At 73.8% G+C, this 16291-nt stretch carries 12 protein-coding genes; 9 read left to right on the forward strand and 3 right to left on the reverse strand.

Annotation, left to right across the window (positions count from 1 at the left end; all coding sequences use genetic code 11):
* Window positions 1-57: 57 nt before the first annotated feature.
* The 5 genes from ABEA81_RS08300 (at window position 58) to ABEA81_RS08320 (ending at window position 8247) form a co-directional block, all read left to right on the forward strand.
* Window positions 58-1233 carry a macrolide family glycosyltransferase gene (locus ABEA81_RS08300; RefSeq protein ID WP_345604261.1) on the forward strand — a complete coding sequence of 392 codons (1176 nt, stop codon included), beginning with the start codon at window positions 58-60 and terminating at the stop codon, window positions 1231-1233.
* Window positions 1234-1339: 106 nt separating this feature from the next.
* Window positions 1340-3808, forward strand: coding sequence for a Tex family protein (locus ABEA81_RS08305; RefSeq protein ID WP_425570481.1), 2469 nt, complete (start codon window positions 1340-1342; stop codon window positions 3806-3808).
* 94 nt (window positions 3809-3902) lie between these two features.
* Window positions 3903-4856, forward strand: coding sequence for a TIGR03557 family F420-dependent LLM class oxidoreductase (locus ABEA81_RS08310; protein ID WP_345604262.1), 954 nt, complete (start codon window positions 3903-3905; stop codon window positions 4854-4856).
* A gap of 163 nt (window positions 4857-5019) precedes the next feature.
* Window positions 5020-6756, forward strand: coding sequence for a DEAD/DEAH box helicase (locus ABEA81_RS08315; RefSeq protein WP_345604263.1), 1737 nt, complete (start codon window positions 5020-5022; stop codon window positions 6754-6756).
* Window positions 6757-6891: 135 nt separating this feature from the next.
* Entirely contained in the window at window positions 6892-8247 is a 1356-nt protein-coding gene (locus ABEA81_RS08320; RefSeq protein WP_345604264.1) for an MFS transporter, read from the forward strand.
* A gap of 33 nt (window positions 8248-8280) precedes the next feature.
* Here ABEA81_RS08320 and ABEA81_RS08325 read toward each other — a convergent pair whose 3' ends face one another.
* On the reverse strand, window positions 8281-8979 hold the full coding sequence (locus tag ABEA81_RS08325) for a DsbA family oxidoreductase (RefSeq protein WP_345604265.1): 699 nt from the start codon (window positions 8977-8979) through the stop codon (window positions 8281-8283).
* Between the two features lie 137 nt (window positions 8980-9116).
* Between ABEA81_RS08325 and ABEA81_RS08330 the strand changes: the two genes are divergently transcribed.
* On the forward strand, window positions 9117-9716 hold the full coding sequence (locus ABEA81_RS08330) for a class I SAM-dependent methyltransferase (RefSeq protein ID WP_345604266.1): 600 nt from the start codon (window positions 9117-9119) through the stop codon (window positions 9714-9716).
* Here the strand turns inward: ABEA81_RS08330 and ABEA81_RS08335 are convergent.
* Together ABEA81_RS08335 and ABEA81_RS08340 are read right to left on the reverse strand one after the other, a co-directional pair.
* Window positions 9695-10942, reverse strand: a complete 1248-nt coding sequence (locus ABEA81_RS08335) for an ROK family transcriptional regulator (protein WP_345604267.1) — start codon at window positions 10940-10942, stop codon at window positions 9695-9697. The two genes, ABEA81_RS08330 and ABEA81_RS08335, sit on opposite strands and share 22 nt — an antisense overlap.
* A gap of 116 nt (window positions 10943-11058) precedes the next feature.
* Window positions 11059-11880, reverse strand: coding sequence for a shikimate dehydrogenase (locus ABEA81_RS08340; RefSeq protein WP_345604268.1), 822 nt, complete (start codon window positions 11878-11880; stop codon window positions 11059-11061).
* 51 nt (window positions 11881-11931) lie between these two features.
* Between ABEA81_RS08340 and ABEA81_RS08345 the strand changes: the two genes are divergently transcribed.
* The 3 genes from ABEA81_RS08345 (at window position 11932) to ABEA81_RS08355 (ending at window position 16153) form a co-directional block, all read left to right on the forward strand.
* Complete coding sequence (locus ABEA81_RS08345) at window positions 11932-12669, forward strand: SDR family NAD(P)-dependent oxidoreductase (RefSeq protein ID WP_345604269.1); 738 nt, start codon at window positions 11932-11934, stop codon at window positions 12667-12669.
* 110 nt (window positions 12670-12779) lie between these two features.
* Window positions 12780-14027, forward strand: coding sequence for a glycosyltransferase family 4 protein (locus tag ABEA81_RS08350; protein ID WP_345604270.1), 1248 nt, complete (start codon window positions 12780-12782; stop codon window positions 14025-14027).
* Window positions 14024-16153: an amylo-alpha-1,6-glucosidase gene (locus tag ABEA81_RS08355; RefSeq protein ID WP_345604271.1), complete on the forward strand. Its 2130-nt coding sequence runs from the start codon at window positions 14024-14026 to the stop codon at window positions 16151-16153. Before ABEA81_RS08350 ends, ABEA81_RS08355 begins: the two co-directional genes overlap by 4 nt.
* Window positions 16154-16291: the final 138 nt, after the last annotated feature.

The following is a 16291-nucleotide window of genomic DNA, read 5'->3' on the forward strand; positions in this document are numbered from 1 at the left end:
GCTTCGTGCACCCTCGGATGCCGAGACGGACCGTCTCGTTGCAGTGGAAGGAGCCCGATGGCGCACATCGCCATGGTCAGCATCCCGGCGCCAGGGCACGTGAACCCGAGCCTCGAGATCATCCGGGAGCTGGTGGCCCGCGGGCACCGCGTCACCTACGCGAACGACGCCGCATGGGCCGAGACGGTGCGCGACGCCGGCGCCGAGCTCGTCCCGTACCGCTCGACACTGCCGTTCCACCGCGAGGACGGCTGGAACGGCGACGCGATCGACGCGCTGCGGCTCTTCCTCGACGACGCGATGGCGATGCTCCCGCAGCTGCGCACCGCGTACTCCGGCGACCGGCCCGACCTGTTCCTGTACGACATCGCAGGCGGCGCCGCCTGGATCCTGGCCACCCGGTGGGGCATCCCGGTGATCCAGCTGTCGCCGACGTACGTGGCCTGGGAGGGCTACGAGGAGGACATGCGGCCGATCAACGACGGGTGGAAGGCCGACCCGCGCGGTGCCGACTACTACCGCACGCTGATCGACTGGCTCGTGGACAACGGGATGCCGCCCGACGAGATGTTCATGGGGCGGCCCGAGCGCGGGCTCGTGCTGATCCCGCGGGTCCTGCAGCCGAACGCCGACCGGGTGGGCCCGGTGTTCACGTTCGTCGGGCCCTGCCTGGCGCCGCGCCCCGCGCAGGGGGAGTGGGTCCGGCCCGCCGACGCCGAGAAGGTGCTCCTGGTCTCCCTGGGGTCCGCGTTCACCGACCACCCGGACTTCTACCGCCGCTGCATCGCGGCGTTCGGCGACCTGCCCGGTTGGCACGTCGTCCTGCAGGTCGGCAAGCACGTCGATCCCGCCGTGCTCGGCGAGGTCCTGGCGTCCGTCGAGGTGCACCCCTGGGTGCCCCAGCTGGCCATCCTGGAGCAGGCCGACGCGTTCCTCACGCACGCCGGGATGGGCGGCTCCGTCGAGGGCCTGTGGACCGGCACGCCGATGATCGCCGCGCCGCAGGCCGTCGACCAGTTCGGGAACGCCGACGCACTGGTCGCGGCCGGGGTCGCCCGCCGGGTCGACTCGGAGTCGGTCACGGCCGGCGAGCTGCGCGCTGCGCTGCTGGAGCTCACCGGCTCGGCGGAGGTCGCCGCGCGCAGCGCGGAGATCCGTCGCGAGCTGCGCGAGGAAGGCGGCACGGCGCACGCGGCGACGCTGATCGAGCAGGAGCTCGGGTCGCGCCGCTGACCGTACGACCGGCACGATCGTCGCGCCCCGTCGGACGAGCGTGCCGCTCGTCGGGCGAACCGGGCCCCCACGGTCGGCGCTACGCGCGACCCGGGACGATGTGGGGGTGACCAGCACGTCGCTCTCGACCCCGCAGCAGTCCGGGCCGCCGCAGCCCCACTCGATCCCGAACCGCATCGCCGACGAGCTCGGTGTGCGACCGCACCAGGTGACGGCCGCGGTCGACCTGCTGGACGGCGGCGCCACGGTGCCGTTCATCGCCCGGTACCGCAAGGAAGCCACCGGCGCCCTCGACGACGCGCAGCTGCGCACCCTCGAGGAGCGGCTGCGGTACCTGCGCGAGCTGGAGGAACGGCGCACCGTCGTCCTCGACGAGATCCGCAAGCAGGGCAAGTTGGACGAAGCCCTCGAGGCGCGGATCATGGCCGCCGAGTCGAAGGCGCGGCTGGAGGACATCTACCTGCCGTACAAGCCCAAGCGGCGCACCAAGGCCATGATCGCGCGGGAGAACGGCCTCGAGCCGCTCGCCGACACGCTGCTCGCCGACCCGACGCAGGACCCGGACGCGCTCGCGGAGGGCTACCTGAACGAGCAGGTCGCCGACGCCGCCGCCGCGCTGGAGGGCGCCCGGGCCATCCTCGTCGAACGGTTCGCCGAGGACGCCGACCTCATCGGCGGCCTGCGCGAGCGCATGTGGACGCGCGGGCGGCTCGTCACGAAGGTGCGGGAGGGGAAGTCGGCGCCCAACGATGTGGCCGCCGCGAAGTTCGCCGACTACTTCGACTTCTCCGAGCCGTTCACCAAGCTGCCGTCGCACCGGATCCTCGCGGCCTTCCGCGGGGAGAAGGAGGAGGTGCTCGACGTCGCCATCGAACCGGAGTCCGAGCCCATCGAGCCGGGCATCGTCACCGACTACGAGCGCACGATCGCGGCCGCGTTCGGGATCCGCGACGAGGGCCGGCCTGCGGACAAGTGGCTCTCCGACGCGGTGCGGTGGGCCTGGCGCACCCGGATCCTGCTGCACCTGTCGATCGACATCCGGGTGCGGCTGCGCACGGTGGCCGAGGAGGGCGCGATCAAGGTTTTCGCGTCGAACCTGCGCGACCTGCTGCTCGCCGCGCCCGCCGGCAGCCGCACCACGATGGGCCTCGACCCGGGCCTGCGCACCGGCGTGAAGGTCGCGATCGTCGACGCCACCGGCAAGGTCGTGGCCACCGACACGGTCTACCCGCACGCCCCTCGCAACGACTGGAACGGCGCGCTCGCGAAGCTCACGAAGCTGGCCACCGCCCACTCCGTCGATCTGATCGCGATCGGCAACGGCACGGCGTCCCGCGAGACGGACAAGCTCGCCGGTGAGCTCGTGGCGCACAACCCCGGACTCAAGCTCACGAAGGTCATGGTCAGCGAGGCCGGGGCATCGGTGTACTCCGCATCGGCCTTCGCGTCGGCCGAGCTGCCCGACCTCGACGTGTCGCTGCGCGGCGCCGTCTCGATCGCGCGCAGGCTGCAGGACCCGCTCGCCGAGCTGGTGAAGATCGACCCGAAGTCGATCGGCGTGGGGCAGTACCAGCACGACCTCGCCGAGTCGGCGCTGTCGCGCTCGCTGGACGCCGTGGTCGAGGACTGCGTGAACGCGGTCGGGGTCGACGTCAACACCGCGTCGGTGCCGCTGCTGCGCCGCGTCTCCGGCATCACGGAGGGCCTCGCCGCACAGATCGTGCAGCACCGCGACGCGAACGGCCCGTTCCGCACCCGCACCGCGCTCGCGGACGTCCCGCGGCTCGGCCCGAAGGCGTTCGAGCAGTGCGCGGGCTTCCTGCGCATCCGCGGCGGCGACGACCCGCTCGACGTCTCCGGCGTGCACCCGGAGGCCTACCCGGTGGTACACCGGATCCTGGCCCGCGCGAAGACCGACATCGACGCGCTGATCGGCAACACCCAGAAGATCAAATCACTCAGGCCGCAGGACTTCGTCGACGCGCAGTTCGGGCTGCCGACCGTCACCGACATCCTCGCCGAGCTGGAGAAGCCCGGCCGCGACCCGCGCCCGGCGTTCCGCACCGCCACGTTCGCCGAGGGCGTCCACAAGATCGCTGACCTGAAGCCGGGGATGCTCCTCGAAGGCGTGGTCACGAACGTGGCCGCGTTCGGCGCGTTCGTCGACGTCGGTGTGCACCAGGACGGCCTCGTCCACGTCTCCGCGATGTCCGACCGGTTCGTGTCCGACCCGCGCGACGTCGTGAAGTCCGGCGACGTCGTGCGCGTCAAGGTCCTCGAGGTCGACGAGGCGCGCAAGCGCATCTCGCTCACGCTCCGGCTCGACGACGAGGCAGGCGGCGGCGCGCGGCAGCGTGGGCCGCGCGAGCAGAACCGCGGCGGGCGCGAGCAGAACCGCGGGCCCCGGGACCAGAAGGGCGGGCCGCGCGGCCAGAAGGGCGGCGGCGACCGCCGGGAGCAGCGCGGGGGCGACCGCAAGGGCGGCGGGCAGCGTCAGGGCGCGCCCGCGCCGACGAACAGCGCGATGGCCGACGCCCTGCGCCGGGCGGGCCTCGCCGGGGGCGACAAGCGATAGCGGGCCGTGAGTGGATACGGGTGCTCCGGCACCCGTATCCACTCACGACCCCGTGGCGGGGTGATCGGCCCGGATCGCGGGTACCGCACAGGACATGGCGAGCATCGGCTACTTCCTGTCCTGCGAGCAGTTCGGCCCGAAGGAGCTCATCGACCAGGCCAAACGGGCCGAGGCTGCCGGCTTCGAGCGGCTGTGGATCTCCGACCACTTCCACCCGTGGAACGACGAGCAGGGCCAGAGCCCGTTCGTGTGGGGTGTGATCGGCGCGCTGTCACAGGCGACGTCGCTGCCGGTCACGACCGCGGTGACGTGCCCGACGTTCCGGATCCACCCCGCGATCATCGCCCAGGCCGCCGCGACCGCCGCCGTGCAGCTGGACGGCCGGTTCGTGCTGGGCGTCGGGAGCGGGGAGGCGCTCAACGAGCACATACTGGGTGACCAGTGGCCCTCCGTCGGCGTGCGGCTGGAGATGCTGGAAGAGGCGCTCGACGTCATCCGGAAGCTGCACGCGGGCGAGGAGATCAGCTACCACGGCACGTACTACGAGGTGCAGGACGCGCGGATCTACACGCTGCCCGCCGAGACCGTGCCGATCTACGTGTCCGGGTTCGGCCCGCAGGCCACCGAGCTGGCCGGCCGGATCGGCGACGGGTACATCACGACGATGCCCGACGCCGACCTCATCCGGGTGTTCCGCGAGGCGGGCGGCGCGGGGAAGCCGGTGCAGGCGGGCACGAAGGTGTGCTGGGACCGCGACGCCGAGCGGGCCCTCGACATCGCGCACCGCACCTGGGGCAACCAGGGCGTGCCCGGCCAGCTCTCCCAGACGTTGCCGCGGCCGCGCGACTTCATGGACGCCCAGACGCTCGTGACGCCGGAGATGATCGCCGGGTCGGTGGCGTGCGGCGACGACGTCGACGCGCAGGTCACCCAGGTCCGCCAGTACGCCGACGCCGGCGCCGACGAGGTGTACGTCTCGCAGATGGGCCACGACATGGAGGGGTTCTTCACGGCGTGGGAGAAGGACGTGCTCCCCGCGTTGCGGTAGGGCGGTGTGCGCGTGATCGCGGTCACCTGGGACTATGTGTGGTCGGTGGTGTGTTGGACCACCTGAGACCGCACCGGCCGGGTAGTGATCGTGCCGACGGCCCCGCGGGCTCATCCCGCGGGAGCGCCGTCGGTGCTCCCGTCCCTGCGACGGAAGACGATTCTTGATCGAGAACGAGCACCAGCTCGACGTACCCCGCTTCTCCGACCTCCCGCTGCGCGACGAGCTGCTGCGCGAGGTCGAGGAGCTGGGCTACCAGCACCCCAGTCCCATCCAGGCCCAGTCGATCGCGCCGCTGGTCGAGGGCCGTGACCTGCTCGGCCAGGCCGCCACCGGCACCGGCAAGACCGCCGCCTTCGCGCTCCCGATGCTGGAGCGCCTCGCCCAGCAGCGGCCCGAGCAGTCCAGGGGGGACGCGCCGTTCGGGCTCGTCCTCGCCCCCACCCGGGAGCTCGCGCTGCAGGTGGCCGAGGCCGTCACCCGCTACGGGCGCGGCCTGCGCGCACGCGTCGTCACCGTGTACGGCGGCGCGCCCGTCGGCCCGCAGTGGCGGGCGCTCCAGCAGGGCGTCGACATCGTCGTGGCCACGCCCGGCCGCGCGATCGACCTCCTGAACCGCGGCGCGCTGCGGCTCGACGAGCTCGAGACCGTCGTGCTCGACGAGGCCGACGAGATGCTCGACATGGGCTTCGTCGAGGACATCGAGACCCTGCTCGACGCCACCCCGGACACCCGGCAGGCCGTCCTGTTCTCGGCCACCATGCCGCGGCGCATCGAGACGCTCGCCCAGAAGTACCTGCGGGAGCCGGTCACCGTCCGGATCCGGCGCGAGGCCGTGCCCGAGGGCGAGGCCCCGAAGGTGCGCCAGACCGCCTACCTGGTGCCGCGCAGCCACACCACGGCCGCGCTCGGCCGCGTGCTGGAGGCGGAGCGGCCCACGGCGGCGATCGTGTTCTGCCGCACCCGGCTGGACGTCGACGCCGTCACCGAGACGCTCACCGCCCGCGGCCTGCGGGCCGAGGCGCTGCACGGCGGCATGGACCAGGAGCACCGCACGCGCGTGGTCGAGCGGCTGCGCAGCGGGCGCACCGAGCTGCTCGTCGCCACCGACGTGGCGGCCCGCGGCCTGGACATCGACCTGCTCACGCACGTGGTCAACCACGACGTGCCGCAGTCGTCGGAGGCGTACGTGCACCGGATCGGCCGGGTCGGCCGGGCCGGGCGCGAGGGCGTGGCGATCACGCTCGTGCCGCCGGCGAAGGTGCACGCGATGCGCGCCGTCGAGCGGCTCACCGGCCAGCCGATCGAGTTCGCCCCGGTGCCGACGGCCGCCGACCTGCGCGCGGCGCGGCTGGAGCGCACCTCCGTCGCCCTGCGCGAGCGGCTGGTGGAGGACCTGCGCGGTGACCTGCTCGACGAGGAGTCCGGCGACGGGGTCCGCGAGATGCTCGCCGGGCTCACCGCCGAGTTCGACCCGGTGGACGTCGCCGCGGCCGCGGTCCGGCTCCTGCAGGTGGCCACCGGTGCGCCGGACGACGCCGAGGACATCCCGGTCGTCACGCCGCGGTCCGGCGAGCGCCGCGAGCCCCGGGGCCGCGGCGGCGCCGCAGGCACCCGCCCCCCGAAGGCGGGCACCACGCGCCTGTTCGTCAACGCGGGCCGGTCGAGCGGCGTGCGGCCGCAGGACATCGTGGGCGCACTGGCCAACGAGTCGAGCCTGTCCGGGCGCGACATCGGCGCGATCCAGATCCACGAGCGGCACGCGCTGGTGGAGATCCCCGAGCACGCCGCCGACGACGTGCTGCGCAGCCTTCGCGGCGGCACCACGCTGAAGGGCCGGCGCACGAACATCCGCCGCGACCGGGGCTTCGCCACGGCGGGCCGAGGCCGCCGCGACTGATCCCACACTGCGCGAACGGCATTTTCGTCCCAACCTGTGCGACGAGAGTGCCGTTCGTCCGCGTGCGAAATCGGTGTTGATCTCGAGCCGGGCGGACGGTTAGGTGTAGTCCTCTGATGTGCTCGAGGAGGAGCGATGGCCGACGCGGGAACCGTGCAGAGCGGGGTGGTACAGGGGGCCGTGCGGAAGGCCATGTGGCGGCTGTTGCCGTTCCTCGGCTTCTGCTACCTCCTGAACTACGTCGACCGGACGAACGTCGGGTTCGCCGCGCTCACGATGAACGGCGACCTTGGGCTGTCGGCGGCGGCGTACGGCCTCGGCGCCGGGCTGTTCTTCATCGGCTACTTCTTCTTCGAGGTGCCGAGCAACGTCATCATGCACAAGGTCGGGGCCCGGCTCTGGATCGCCCGGATCATGGTGACGTGGGGGATCATCGCATCGGCCACCGCGTTCGTGCAGGGCGAGATCAGCTTCTACATCATGCGGTTCCTGCTCGGTGTGGCCGAGGCCGGCTTCTTCCCGGGGATCATCCTCTACCTCACCTACTGGTTCCCCCGCGTGCAGCGGGCCAAGATGGTGGCGCTGTTCTTCCTGGCCGTGCCGGTGTCGTCGGTTGTGGGTGGCCCGATCTCGACGCTGCTGATCCAGCACGGCGACGGCGCGTGGGGCTTCGAGGAGGGCTGGCGGTTCATGTTCTTCGTCGAGGGCCTGCCCTCGATCCTGGTCGGCATCGTGGTCCTCCTCCTGCTGCCCGACCGGCCGCACAAGGCGAAGTGGCTCTCGGGCGAGGAGCGCGATGCCCTGGAGAAGCAGATCACCGCCGAGGACGAGGCGCAGGTCCCGCACACCACCGGGCTGCGGGAGGGGCTGCGCGACTCGCGCGTCGTCGGGCTGTCGTTCGTCTACTTCGGGATCGTGTTCGGCTCCTACGTGCTGGCGTTCTTCCTGCCGCAGGTCGTGTCGGACCTGCAGGAGCAGTTCGGGATCAAGTTCTCGATCGCTCAGATCGGGTTGATCACGGCGATTCCGTACGCCGTCGCGTGCGTCGTCATGGTGATCAACGCCCGGCACTCGGACCGCACCGGCGAGCGCAGGCTGCACGTGGCGGTCCCGGCGTTCGTGGGCGCGGCAGGCGTCGCGGTGGCGCTGTTCATGGACTCGCCCTACCTCGTGATCGCCGCGATGACGCTCTGCGCCGTCGGGGTCAACACGGCGATCCCGGTGTTCTGGCAGCTGCCCAGCACGTTCCTGACCGGTGTGGGGGCCGCCGCGGGCATCGCGCTGATCAACTCGTTCGGCAACATCGGCGGCTTCGCCGGCCCGTACCTGACCGGGTTCCTGCGCGACCTGACCGGCAACAACAAGGCGGGCATGTTCGTCGTCGCCGCGTTCATGGTGATGGCCGGGATCGTGGTACTGGTGGTCGGCAGGCGACACGAGCGGGAGAGCCTGGCCGCCGGAACCGCCCGCGCGACGGAGGAACACCGGTGACGGCCGGGCGCCCCTGAGGTGATCGCACTCTGGTCAGACGCTGCAGGAGCCGTCGGCGCAGGCCTCGTCGCCGGCGGGGGTGAGGACCTGTAGCGGGTGGGCCTCGGCCCACGCCGTGTCGAGGACCTGCAGCAGCGCTTCCGGCGGCTGGGCGCCCGCCACGCCGTACCTGCGGTCGACCACGAAGAACGGCACGGCCGTGATCCCGTACGCTTGGGCCTGCCGCTCGTCGGCCCGCACGGCGTCGGCGTAGCGGTCGGAGGCCAGGACGGCGCGGGCCTCGTCGGCGTCGAGGCCGGCCTCGGCGCCCAGCCGCACGAGCGTGGCGTGGTCGGCGATGTGCTCGCCGTCGGTGAAGTAGCCGCGGAACAGGCGCTCCTTCACCGCGTCCTGCACGCCGCGTTCGGCGGCCAGGTGCAGGAGCCGGTGGGCGTCGAAGGTGTTGCCGCGGCGGGCCCGCCCGAAGTGGAAGTCCCAGCCGTCGGCGGCGGCCATCTCGGTCATCTGCCGGTGCTTGGCCTCGGCCTCGGCGCGGGACATGCCGTACTTGGTGGCGAGGTGCTCGTGGAGGTCGCCCTCCTGCTCGTGCGGTGCCTCGGAGTCGAGTTCGAAGCTGTGGTAGCTCACCTCGACCTCGTCGCGATGGTCGAACCGGGAGAGGGCCTTCTCGAAGCGGTGCTTGCCGACCGCACACCACGGACACACGACGTCGGACCAGATCTCCACCTTCACGACCAGGTCAACCTCCGGTGCCCGGGCCGTGTTCCCCTGGTACTCGGGCGGGGGCCGGCACCGAGCAGGAGATCGAGCCGGATCTCCCAGACCGCAGGCACGCCCCGGCCGGCCGTCGGAAGCACTAGCCTCGTGCCATGTCCGGCCTTCCCGAGGACTGGCGGAGCTGGCGCGCGCAGGAGGACCCCGAGCAGTACGACGAGCGCTTCCGGCGGCTGGCCGAGGCGGGGCAGAACCCGCACGCCGAGGCCGACCTGGTCGCCTCCTTCGCACCGGCCACGGTCCTCGACGCCGGGTGCGGCACCGGGCGCGTCGCGATCGAGCTGGCCCGGCGGGGGATCGCCGTGCGCGGCGTGGACGCCGACCCCGACATGATCGCCGCGGCCCGGGCGAAGGCGCCCGAGCTGGAGTGGGTCACCGCGGACCTCGCCGACCTCGACCGCCCGGAGCGCTTCGACGTGGTGGTGCTCGCCGGCAACGTGGTTCCGTACGTGGTGCCCGAGCGGCGGGCCCGGGCGGTGGCGGCGTGCGTGTCGCACCTCGCGCCCGGCGGCCGGCTCGTCGCGGGCTTCCGGTTGCGGCCCGGCTGGCCCACCCCGGACGACTACGACCGGTGGTGCGCGGCCGCGGGAGCCGAACCGGCCGACCGGTTCGCCACGTGGGAGCGCGACCCGTACGACGGCGGCGACTACGTGGTGACCGTGCACCGGCGGGATCAGGTGGCGGCGGCGACCTGATCGTCCCGCGGTTCGAGCAGCAGCGTGGACGGCCGGGTGGAGAAGGAGTGCTCGAGCACGAGGCACCCGGCGCCGATCGCGCCGACATCGGGCCCGAGCGAGCTGCCCAGCGCCGCGACCGGGTGCACGTGCCGGGCCTCGGTGGTGGTGAGCAGCGTGTCGCGCAGGATCGGGAGGAAGACGCCCGCGACCCGGTCCCAGATCGGCCCGCCGAACACGACGGCGCGCACGTCGAGCAGGTTGGAGATCGTGGCCGCGCCGCGCGCCAGCCGGGACGCGCTCCGCTCCAGGATGGGCCGGGAGGCGGCCGTCTCGCACAACGCCGTCAAGTGCTCGTCGATCTCGCGGTCTCCCGCGCCGGGTGCGGGCCGGGGGAGCAGGCCCGCGTCGGCGGCCTGGGCCACCAGCGTGCGCGGCATGCAGGCGACGCCGACGCAGCCGCGCTGGCCGCAGCGGCAGGCCGGCCCGTCGGCGTCGACGATCAGGTGGCCGATCTCGCCCGCGTTGTTCGTGCTCCCGCCGAGCAGCTCGCCGCCGGTCACGAGCCCCGCGCCGAGCCCGGTGCCCAGGTAGACGAACACGAAGTCCGTGAGCGCGGTGGCCGCCCCGCGCCACCGCTCCGCCAGCGCCGCGGCAGCCGCATCCTTGTGCAGCACCACCGGGTACCCGGTGGCCTCCTGCAGCAGCTCGCGCAGGCCGACCCGGGACCAGTCCGGCAGCAGCGGCGGCTCCAGCACGACGCCCGTCCCCGGGTCGAACGGGCCCGGTGCGGCGATGCCCAGGCCCAGGACGCGGCCCGCGTCGACCCCGGTGGACGCGACCAGCCCGGCGGCCGCCTGCGTGATCGCGGCGACCAGCTCCGGCGGGGACGCCGCCGAGGCGGGCAGGGTGCGGACCGACGCCACGACGTCGCCCACGAGGTCGAGCAGGGCGACCGTGGTGACCGTCGGGTCGACGTGCACGCCGATCGCGAAGTGCCCGGTCGGGTGCAGCTGCAGCAGTGTGCGCGGTTTGCCCCGGCCGGCGGGGAGCGTGCCCGCCTCCGTGATGAGCTCGCGGTCCAGCAGCCTGCGCGTGATGTTGGAGACCGCCTGCGCCGAGAGGCCGGTGAGCTCGGCGAGCTCCACCCGGGACAGGCCGTCGGGGGCGTGCCGGACGGCGTCGAGGATCACGGCCTGGTTGAAGTCGGCGACGCGTGGCAGGTTGGTGCCCCGCCTGCCCTCCATGGGGCGGATCGTAACCTCGAATGTGTTCGAGAAGCCCGCACGTGGGCCGCAGACGCCGGTGATCCTGCAGGTCCCGGCTGCCTGGGCGGCCCGCTCCGCGCTTGTCGAACACATTCTCAAGCGCGCGCCGCGACCGCGGCGTCGAGGGCGTCGCGCATGGCCGCGACCGGCGGCGTCCGGCCCGTCATCAGCTCCACCTGCGCCACGGCCTGGTGCAGCAGCATCTCCAGCCCGCTGACGACGCGCGCCCCCGCCGCCCCGGCGGCCGCCGCGAACGCGGTGGGCCACGGCGCGTACACCACGTCGAGCACCACGGCGCCGGGCCGCACCCCGGTGAGCCCGTCGGCGGCGCCCTTCGGGAGCGTGGACACCACCACGTCGGCCCGGGCGAGGGCGGCCCGCACGCGGGCGGGGTCGAGGAGGTCGTCGGTGATCCCGGGTGAGACGCCGAGCCGCCCGGCGGCGGCGCGCAGCTCGCCGGTCCGCGCCGTGGAGCGCACCAGCACGTCGACGTCGCGGATCCCGAGCTGGGCCAGGGCCGCGAGCGTGGCCTGCGCGGTGCCACCCGCGCCGAGCACGACCGCGCGCCCGGCAGGCGGCGCCCCGGCGCCGCGCAGGGCCGCGACGAGGCCCGCGACGTCGGTGTTGTCCGCGTAGCGCCGGCCGTCGGTGAGCACGAGGGTGTTGGCCGCGCCGGTCGCGACGACCAGCGGGGAGACCTCCCGCGCGACGTCGAGCGCCACCCGCTTCAGCGGCATCGTGAGCGACAGGCCCGCCCACTCCGGCCCCAGCCCGGCGACGAACCCCTCCAGGCCGTTCTCGTCGCACTCGTGCGCGCCGTAGTGCCAGTCGGCGAGCCCGAGCGCCGCGTACGCGGCGGAATGCAGCACCGGCGACAACGAGTGTGCAACCGGACTCCCCAGCACCGCGGCACGCATGGCGACCAGTATCTCCGGCCGGTCCGGCGGGGCGTGTGCCAGGCTCGGCGGATGGGAGAGACCGTCCTGGTGCTCGGCGGACGCAGCGAGATCGGGCTCGCGGTGGCCCACCGGCTCGCCGCGGGGAACACCGTGGTGCTCGCCGCCCGGCGCAGCGCCGATCTGGACGCCGAGGAGAAGCTCGTGCGCGAGGCCGGAGCGGCGGCCGTCGACCGCGTCGAGTTCGACGCCGACGCCCTGGACGGCCACCGCGGCGTGTTGCTGGACGTGGTCCGCAGGCACGGGCGCCTCGACGTCGTGGTGGTCGCGTTCGGGGTCCTCGGCGACCAGGCGCGCGCCGAGCGCGACCCCGCGCACGCCGTGGAGATCGTGCACACCGACTACGTCGCGCACGTCGCCGTGCTGCTGCACCTCGCCGCGATCCTGCGCGAGCAGGGCGCGGGCACGCTGGTCGTGTTCTCCTCCGTCGCCGGGTCGCGGGTGCGGCGGGCCAACTTCGTGTACGGCTCGGCGAAGGCGGGTCTCGACGGGTTCGCGAGCGGGCTCGCCGACTCCCTGCACGGCAGCGGCGTCCGGTTGGTGCTGGTCCGGCCCGGGTTCGTGATCGGCCGGATGACCGTGGGCATGACCCCGGCCCCGTTCTCGTCCACCCCGGACCAGGTCGCCGAGGCCACGGTCGCCGCCCTGCACAGGGGCCGGGACGAGGTGTGGGTGCCGGCGGTGCTGCGGCCGATCTTCGCGGTGCTGCGCCACGCCCCCCGCGCGCTGTGGCGGCGGATGCCGCGCTGACCAGTGGGGTGGATCACCTTGATCGGGGAGGGGGACGGTTGTTAGCACTCTTGCTCAGAGAGTGCTAACCGATCCGGTTCCGGAAGATTCGGGAGGAAGCCTTGAACCGGGTGTCGTCCACTGGTGCCGCCCTCGATCGTTCCCACTCCGCCGCCCGCCCCCTGCGGGTCGCACTGGTCGCCCCGCCCTACTTCGACGTCCCGCCCGCCGCGTACGGCGGTGTCGAGGCGGTGGTCGCCGACCTCGCCGACGCCCTGGTCGGGCGCGGGCACACCGTCACCGTCGTCGGGGCGGGGAAGCCGGGCACGGACGCCCGCTTCGTCCCGGTGTGGCCGCGCACCGTGCCCGAGCGCCTCGGCGAGCCGTACCCCGAGGTCATGCACGCGGTCGCCGCCCGCCGTGCCGTGGAGCGCCTCGCCCTCACCGGCTCCGTCGACGTCGTGCACGACCACACCCTCGCCGGCCCGCTCAACGCCCCCGCCTACGCCGCGCTGGGTCTGCCCACCGTCGTCACCGTCCACGGCCCCGTGGACGACGACCTGCGCGCCTATTACCGGGAGCTGGGCGACGACGTGCACCTGGTTGCCATCAGCGACCGGCAGCGCGCGCTCGCCCCCGAGCTGCACTGGACGGCCACCGTGCACAACGCCCTGCGGCTGGCCGACTGGCCGTTCCTGGAGCGCAAGGACGACTACGCGCTCTTCCTCGGCCGCTTCCACCCGGACAAGGCCCCGCACCTGGCGCTGGACGCCGCGCACGCCGCGGGCCTGCGCCTCGTGCTCGCCGGCAAGTGCGCGGAGCCGATCGAGAAGGAGTACTTCGAGCGCGAGGTCCGGCCCCGGCTGACCGACCGCGACCACGTCTTCGGCGTCGCCGACGCCACGGCGAAGCGGAAGCTGCTCGCCTCCGCGCGCTGCCTGCTGTTCCCGATCCGGTGGGAGGAGCCGTTCGGGATGGTGATGATCGAGGCGATGGCGTGCGGAACCCCGGTGGTGGCCCTGCGTGCCGGTGCGGTCCCCGAGGTCGTCGTCCACGGCGTCACCGGCATCGTGCGCGACGACCCCGCCGACCTGCCGCAGGCACTCCACGACGTGCGGGCGATCTCGCCGGCCGCCTGCAGGCGCCACGTCGCCGAGCGCTTCGACGTCGACGGGCTCGCCGCCGGGTACGAGAACGCCTACCGCAGTGCGCTCGGCGCCGAGCGGGCGACCGCGGCCGGGGTGCGCAGCTCCCTCGACCTGCTGCGCCGCGACTACGCGGATATCGACACCGCGCTCGACACGGCGATGGAATCCGCCCTCACCGACCGCGGTGACCACGAGGGCCCCGCGCTCCCGGTCTCCGGTGGTCCGTCGTGACCGAGGCGCCCACCGCCCTCAACGCCGGTGAGCCGGCGCTGATCACCGATGCGGGCGGCACCGTCGCCCTCGTCGAGGGGAGCACGTTCTGCCTCTCCGACGGCGCGGGCGACGTCCGCTCCGGCACCACGCACGGGTTCTTCTTCCGCGACGCCCGGATGCTGTCGCGGTGGGAGCTGCGGCTGGACGGCCGGGCGCCGCACGCGCTGTCGGTGATCACGCCCGAGGCGTTCACGGCGCGCTTCGTCCTGCGCCGTCCGCCGAAGGCGGGGCACGCCGACAGCACGCTGCTGGTGGTGCGCGAGCGGCTCGTCGGCGACGGCCTGCGGGAGACGATCACGTGCGAGAACCTGGGTCGGGAGGCCACCGCGGTCGGCCTCGAGCTGCGGGTCGAGGCCGACTTCGCCGACCTGTTCGCCGTCAAGGAGGGCCGGGCGGCGCACGGCGGGGCGGACGCGACGGTGGCCGGCACCGAGCTGCTCCTGCGCGACCGCTCCGACGGGATCCGCGGCCTCTCGGTGAGCGCATCCGCGGAGCCCGCGGTCGTGCCGGGTGCCCTGACCTGGCGGGTGGTCGTGCCCGCGGGCGGGCGCTGGACCACCGAGATCATGGTGCAGCCGACCCTCGCCGGCCGGCTGGTGGAGCCCCAGTTCCGGCGCGGCGAGCGCGCCGAGCGCACCGGCCCGGCCCGCAAGATCGAGGCGTGGCGCAGCGCCAGCACCGAGGTCGAGGTCGATGACCCGGCGCTCACCGCGGTGCTGCGGCGCACCGAGAGCGACCTCGGCGCGCTCCAGATCCACGACCCCGCCCGCGGCGGACGGCCGTTCGTCGCCGCGGGCGCCCCGTGGTTCATGACGCTGTTCGGGCGGGACAGCCTGCTCACCGCGTGGATGGCGCTCCCGCTGGAAGTCGGGCTCGCGCTCGGCACGCTGCAGACGCTCGCCGAGCTGCAGGGACGGGCGGTGGACCCGCTCACCGAGGAGGAGCCGGGCCGGATCCTGCACGAGATGCGGATGGGCCCGGACAGCGCGAGCGTGCTCGGCGGCAACCACTACTACGGCACGGCGGACGCCACCCCGCTCTTCGTGGTGCTGCTCGCCGAGTGCCGCCGCTGGGGCGCCGACGAGGCGAAGGTGCGCGCCGTGCTCCCCGCGGCCGAGGCGGCGGTGCGGTGGATGGACGAGTACGGCGACCGCGACGGCGACGGGTTCGTCGAGTACCGGCGCGCCACCGACCGCGGGCTGGTCAACCAGGGCTGGAAGGACAGCTTGGACGGGATCAACGACGCCCGCGGCCGGCTCGCCGAAGGGCCGGTCGCCCTGTGCGAGGTGCAGGGCTACGCCTACGCCGCGCGCCTCGCGCTGGCCGAGCTCGCCGAGGCGTTCGACGACCCGGCCGCCGCCGTGGCACACCGCTCGCGGGCCGAGGAGCTGCGCAAGCGGTTCGCCGAGGCGTTCTGGCTCGCCGACCGCGGCTGGTACGCCGTGGCGCTGGACGGGGACAAGGCGCCGGTCGATGCGCTGACCAGCAACGCAGCGCACTGCCTGTGGTCGGGTATCGCCACCGACGAGCACGCTGCCGCGCTGGTCGGGCGGCTGGCGGAACCGGAGATGGACAGCGGGTTCGGCCTGCGCACCCTCGCCACGTCGATGGGCGCCTACAACCCGATGAGCTACCACAACGGGTCGGTCTGGCCGCACGACACCGCGATCGCCATCGCCGGCCTCTTGCGCTACGCGCACGTCCCCGGTGCGGTGGCGCTCGCCCAGCGGCTCGCGGACGGGCTGCTCGACGCCGCGGCCGCGTTCGGGGGGCGACTGCCGGAGCTGTTCTGCGGCTTCTCCCGCGCCGATTTCAGCCCTCCGGTGCCCTACCCCACGTCCTGCTCCCCGCAGGCGTGGGCGGCCGCGGCCCCGTTGCTGCTGGTGCGGGCGTTCCTCGGGCTGCAGCCGGACGTCCCGCGGCGGACGCTCACGGTGGCGCCGCACGTGCCGCCGCGATGGGGGCGGCTGCGGCTGCGGCAGCTGCGGCTCGGTGGGGCCACCGCGGACATCACCGCCACCGGCGGCGAGGCCACCGTCGAGGGCCTCCCGGACGGCTGGACGCGGTCCGGCACGACCGGCTGAGGCCGGGCCGCACCTCGCGCACCCCGGGTCGCCTCGCGCCACCGGTGCCGGTGCGCGCCACCGGGTCACGCACCGCGTGGGGGCCCGCGCTACCCGGGTGGGCCCGCGCTACCGGTCGACGGGTGGCGCCGCCCGAAT

The organism is Pseudonocardia adelaidensis (genome assembly GCF_039543345.1).
Lineage (GTDB): Bacteria > Actinomycetota > Actinomycetes > Mycobacteriales > Pseudonocardiaceae > Pseudonocardia > Pseudonocardia adelaidensis.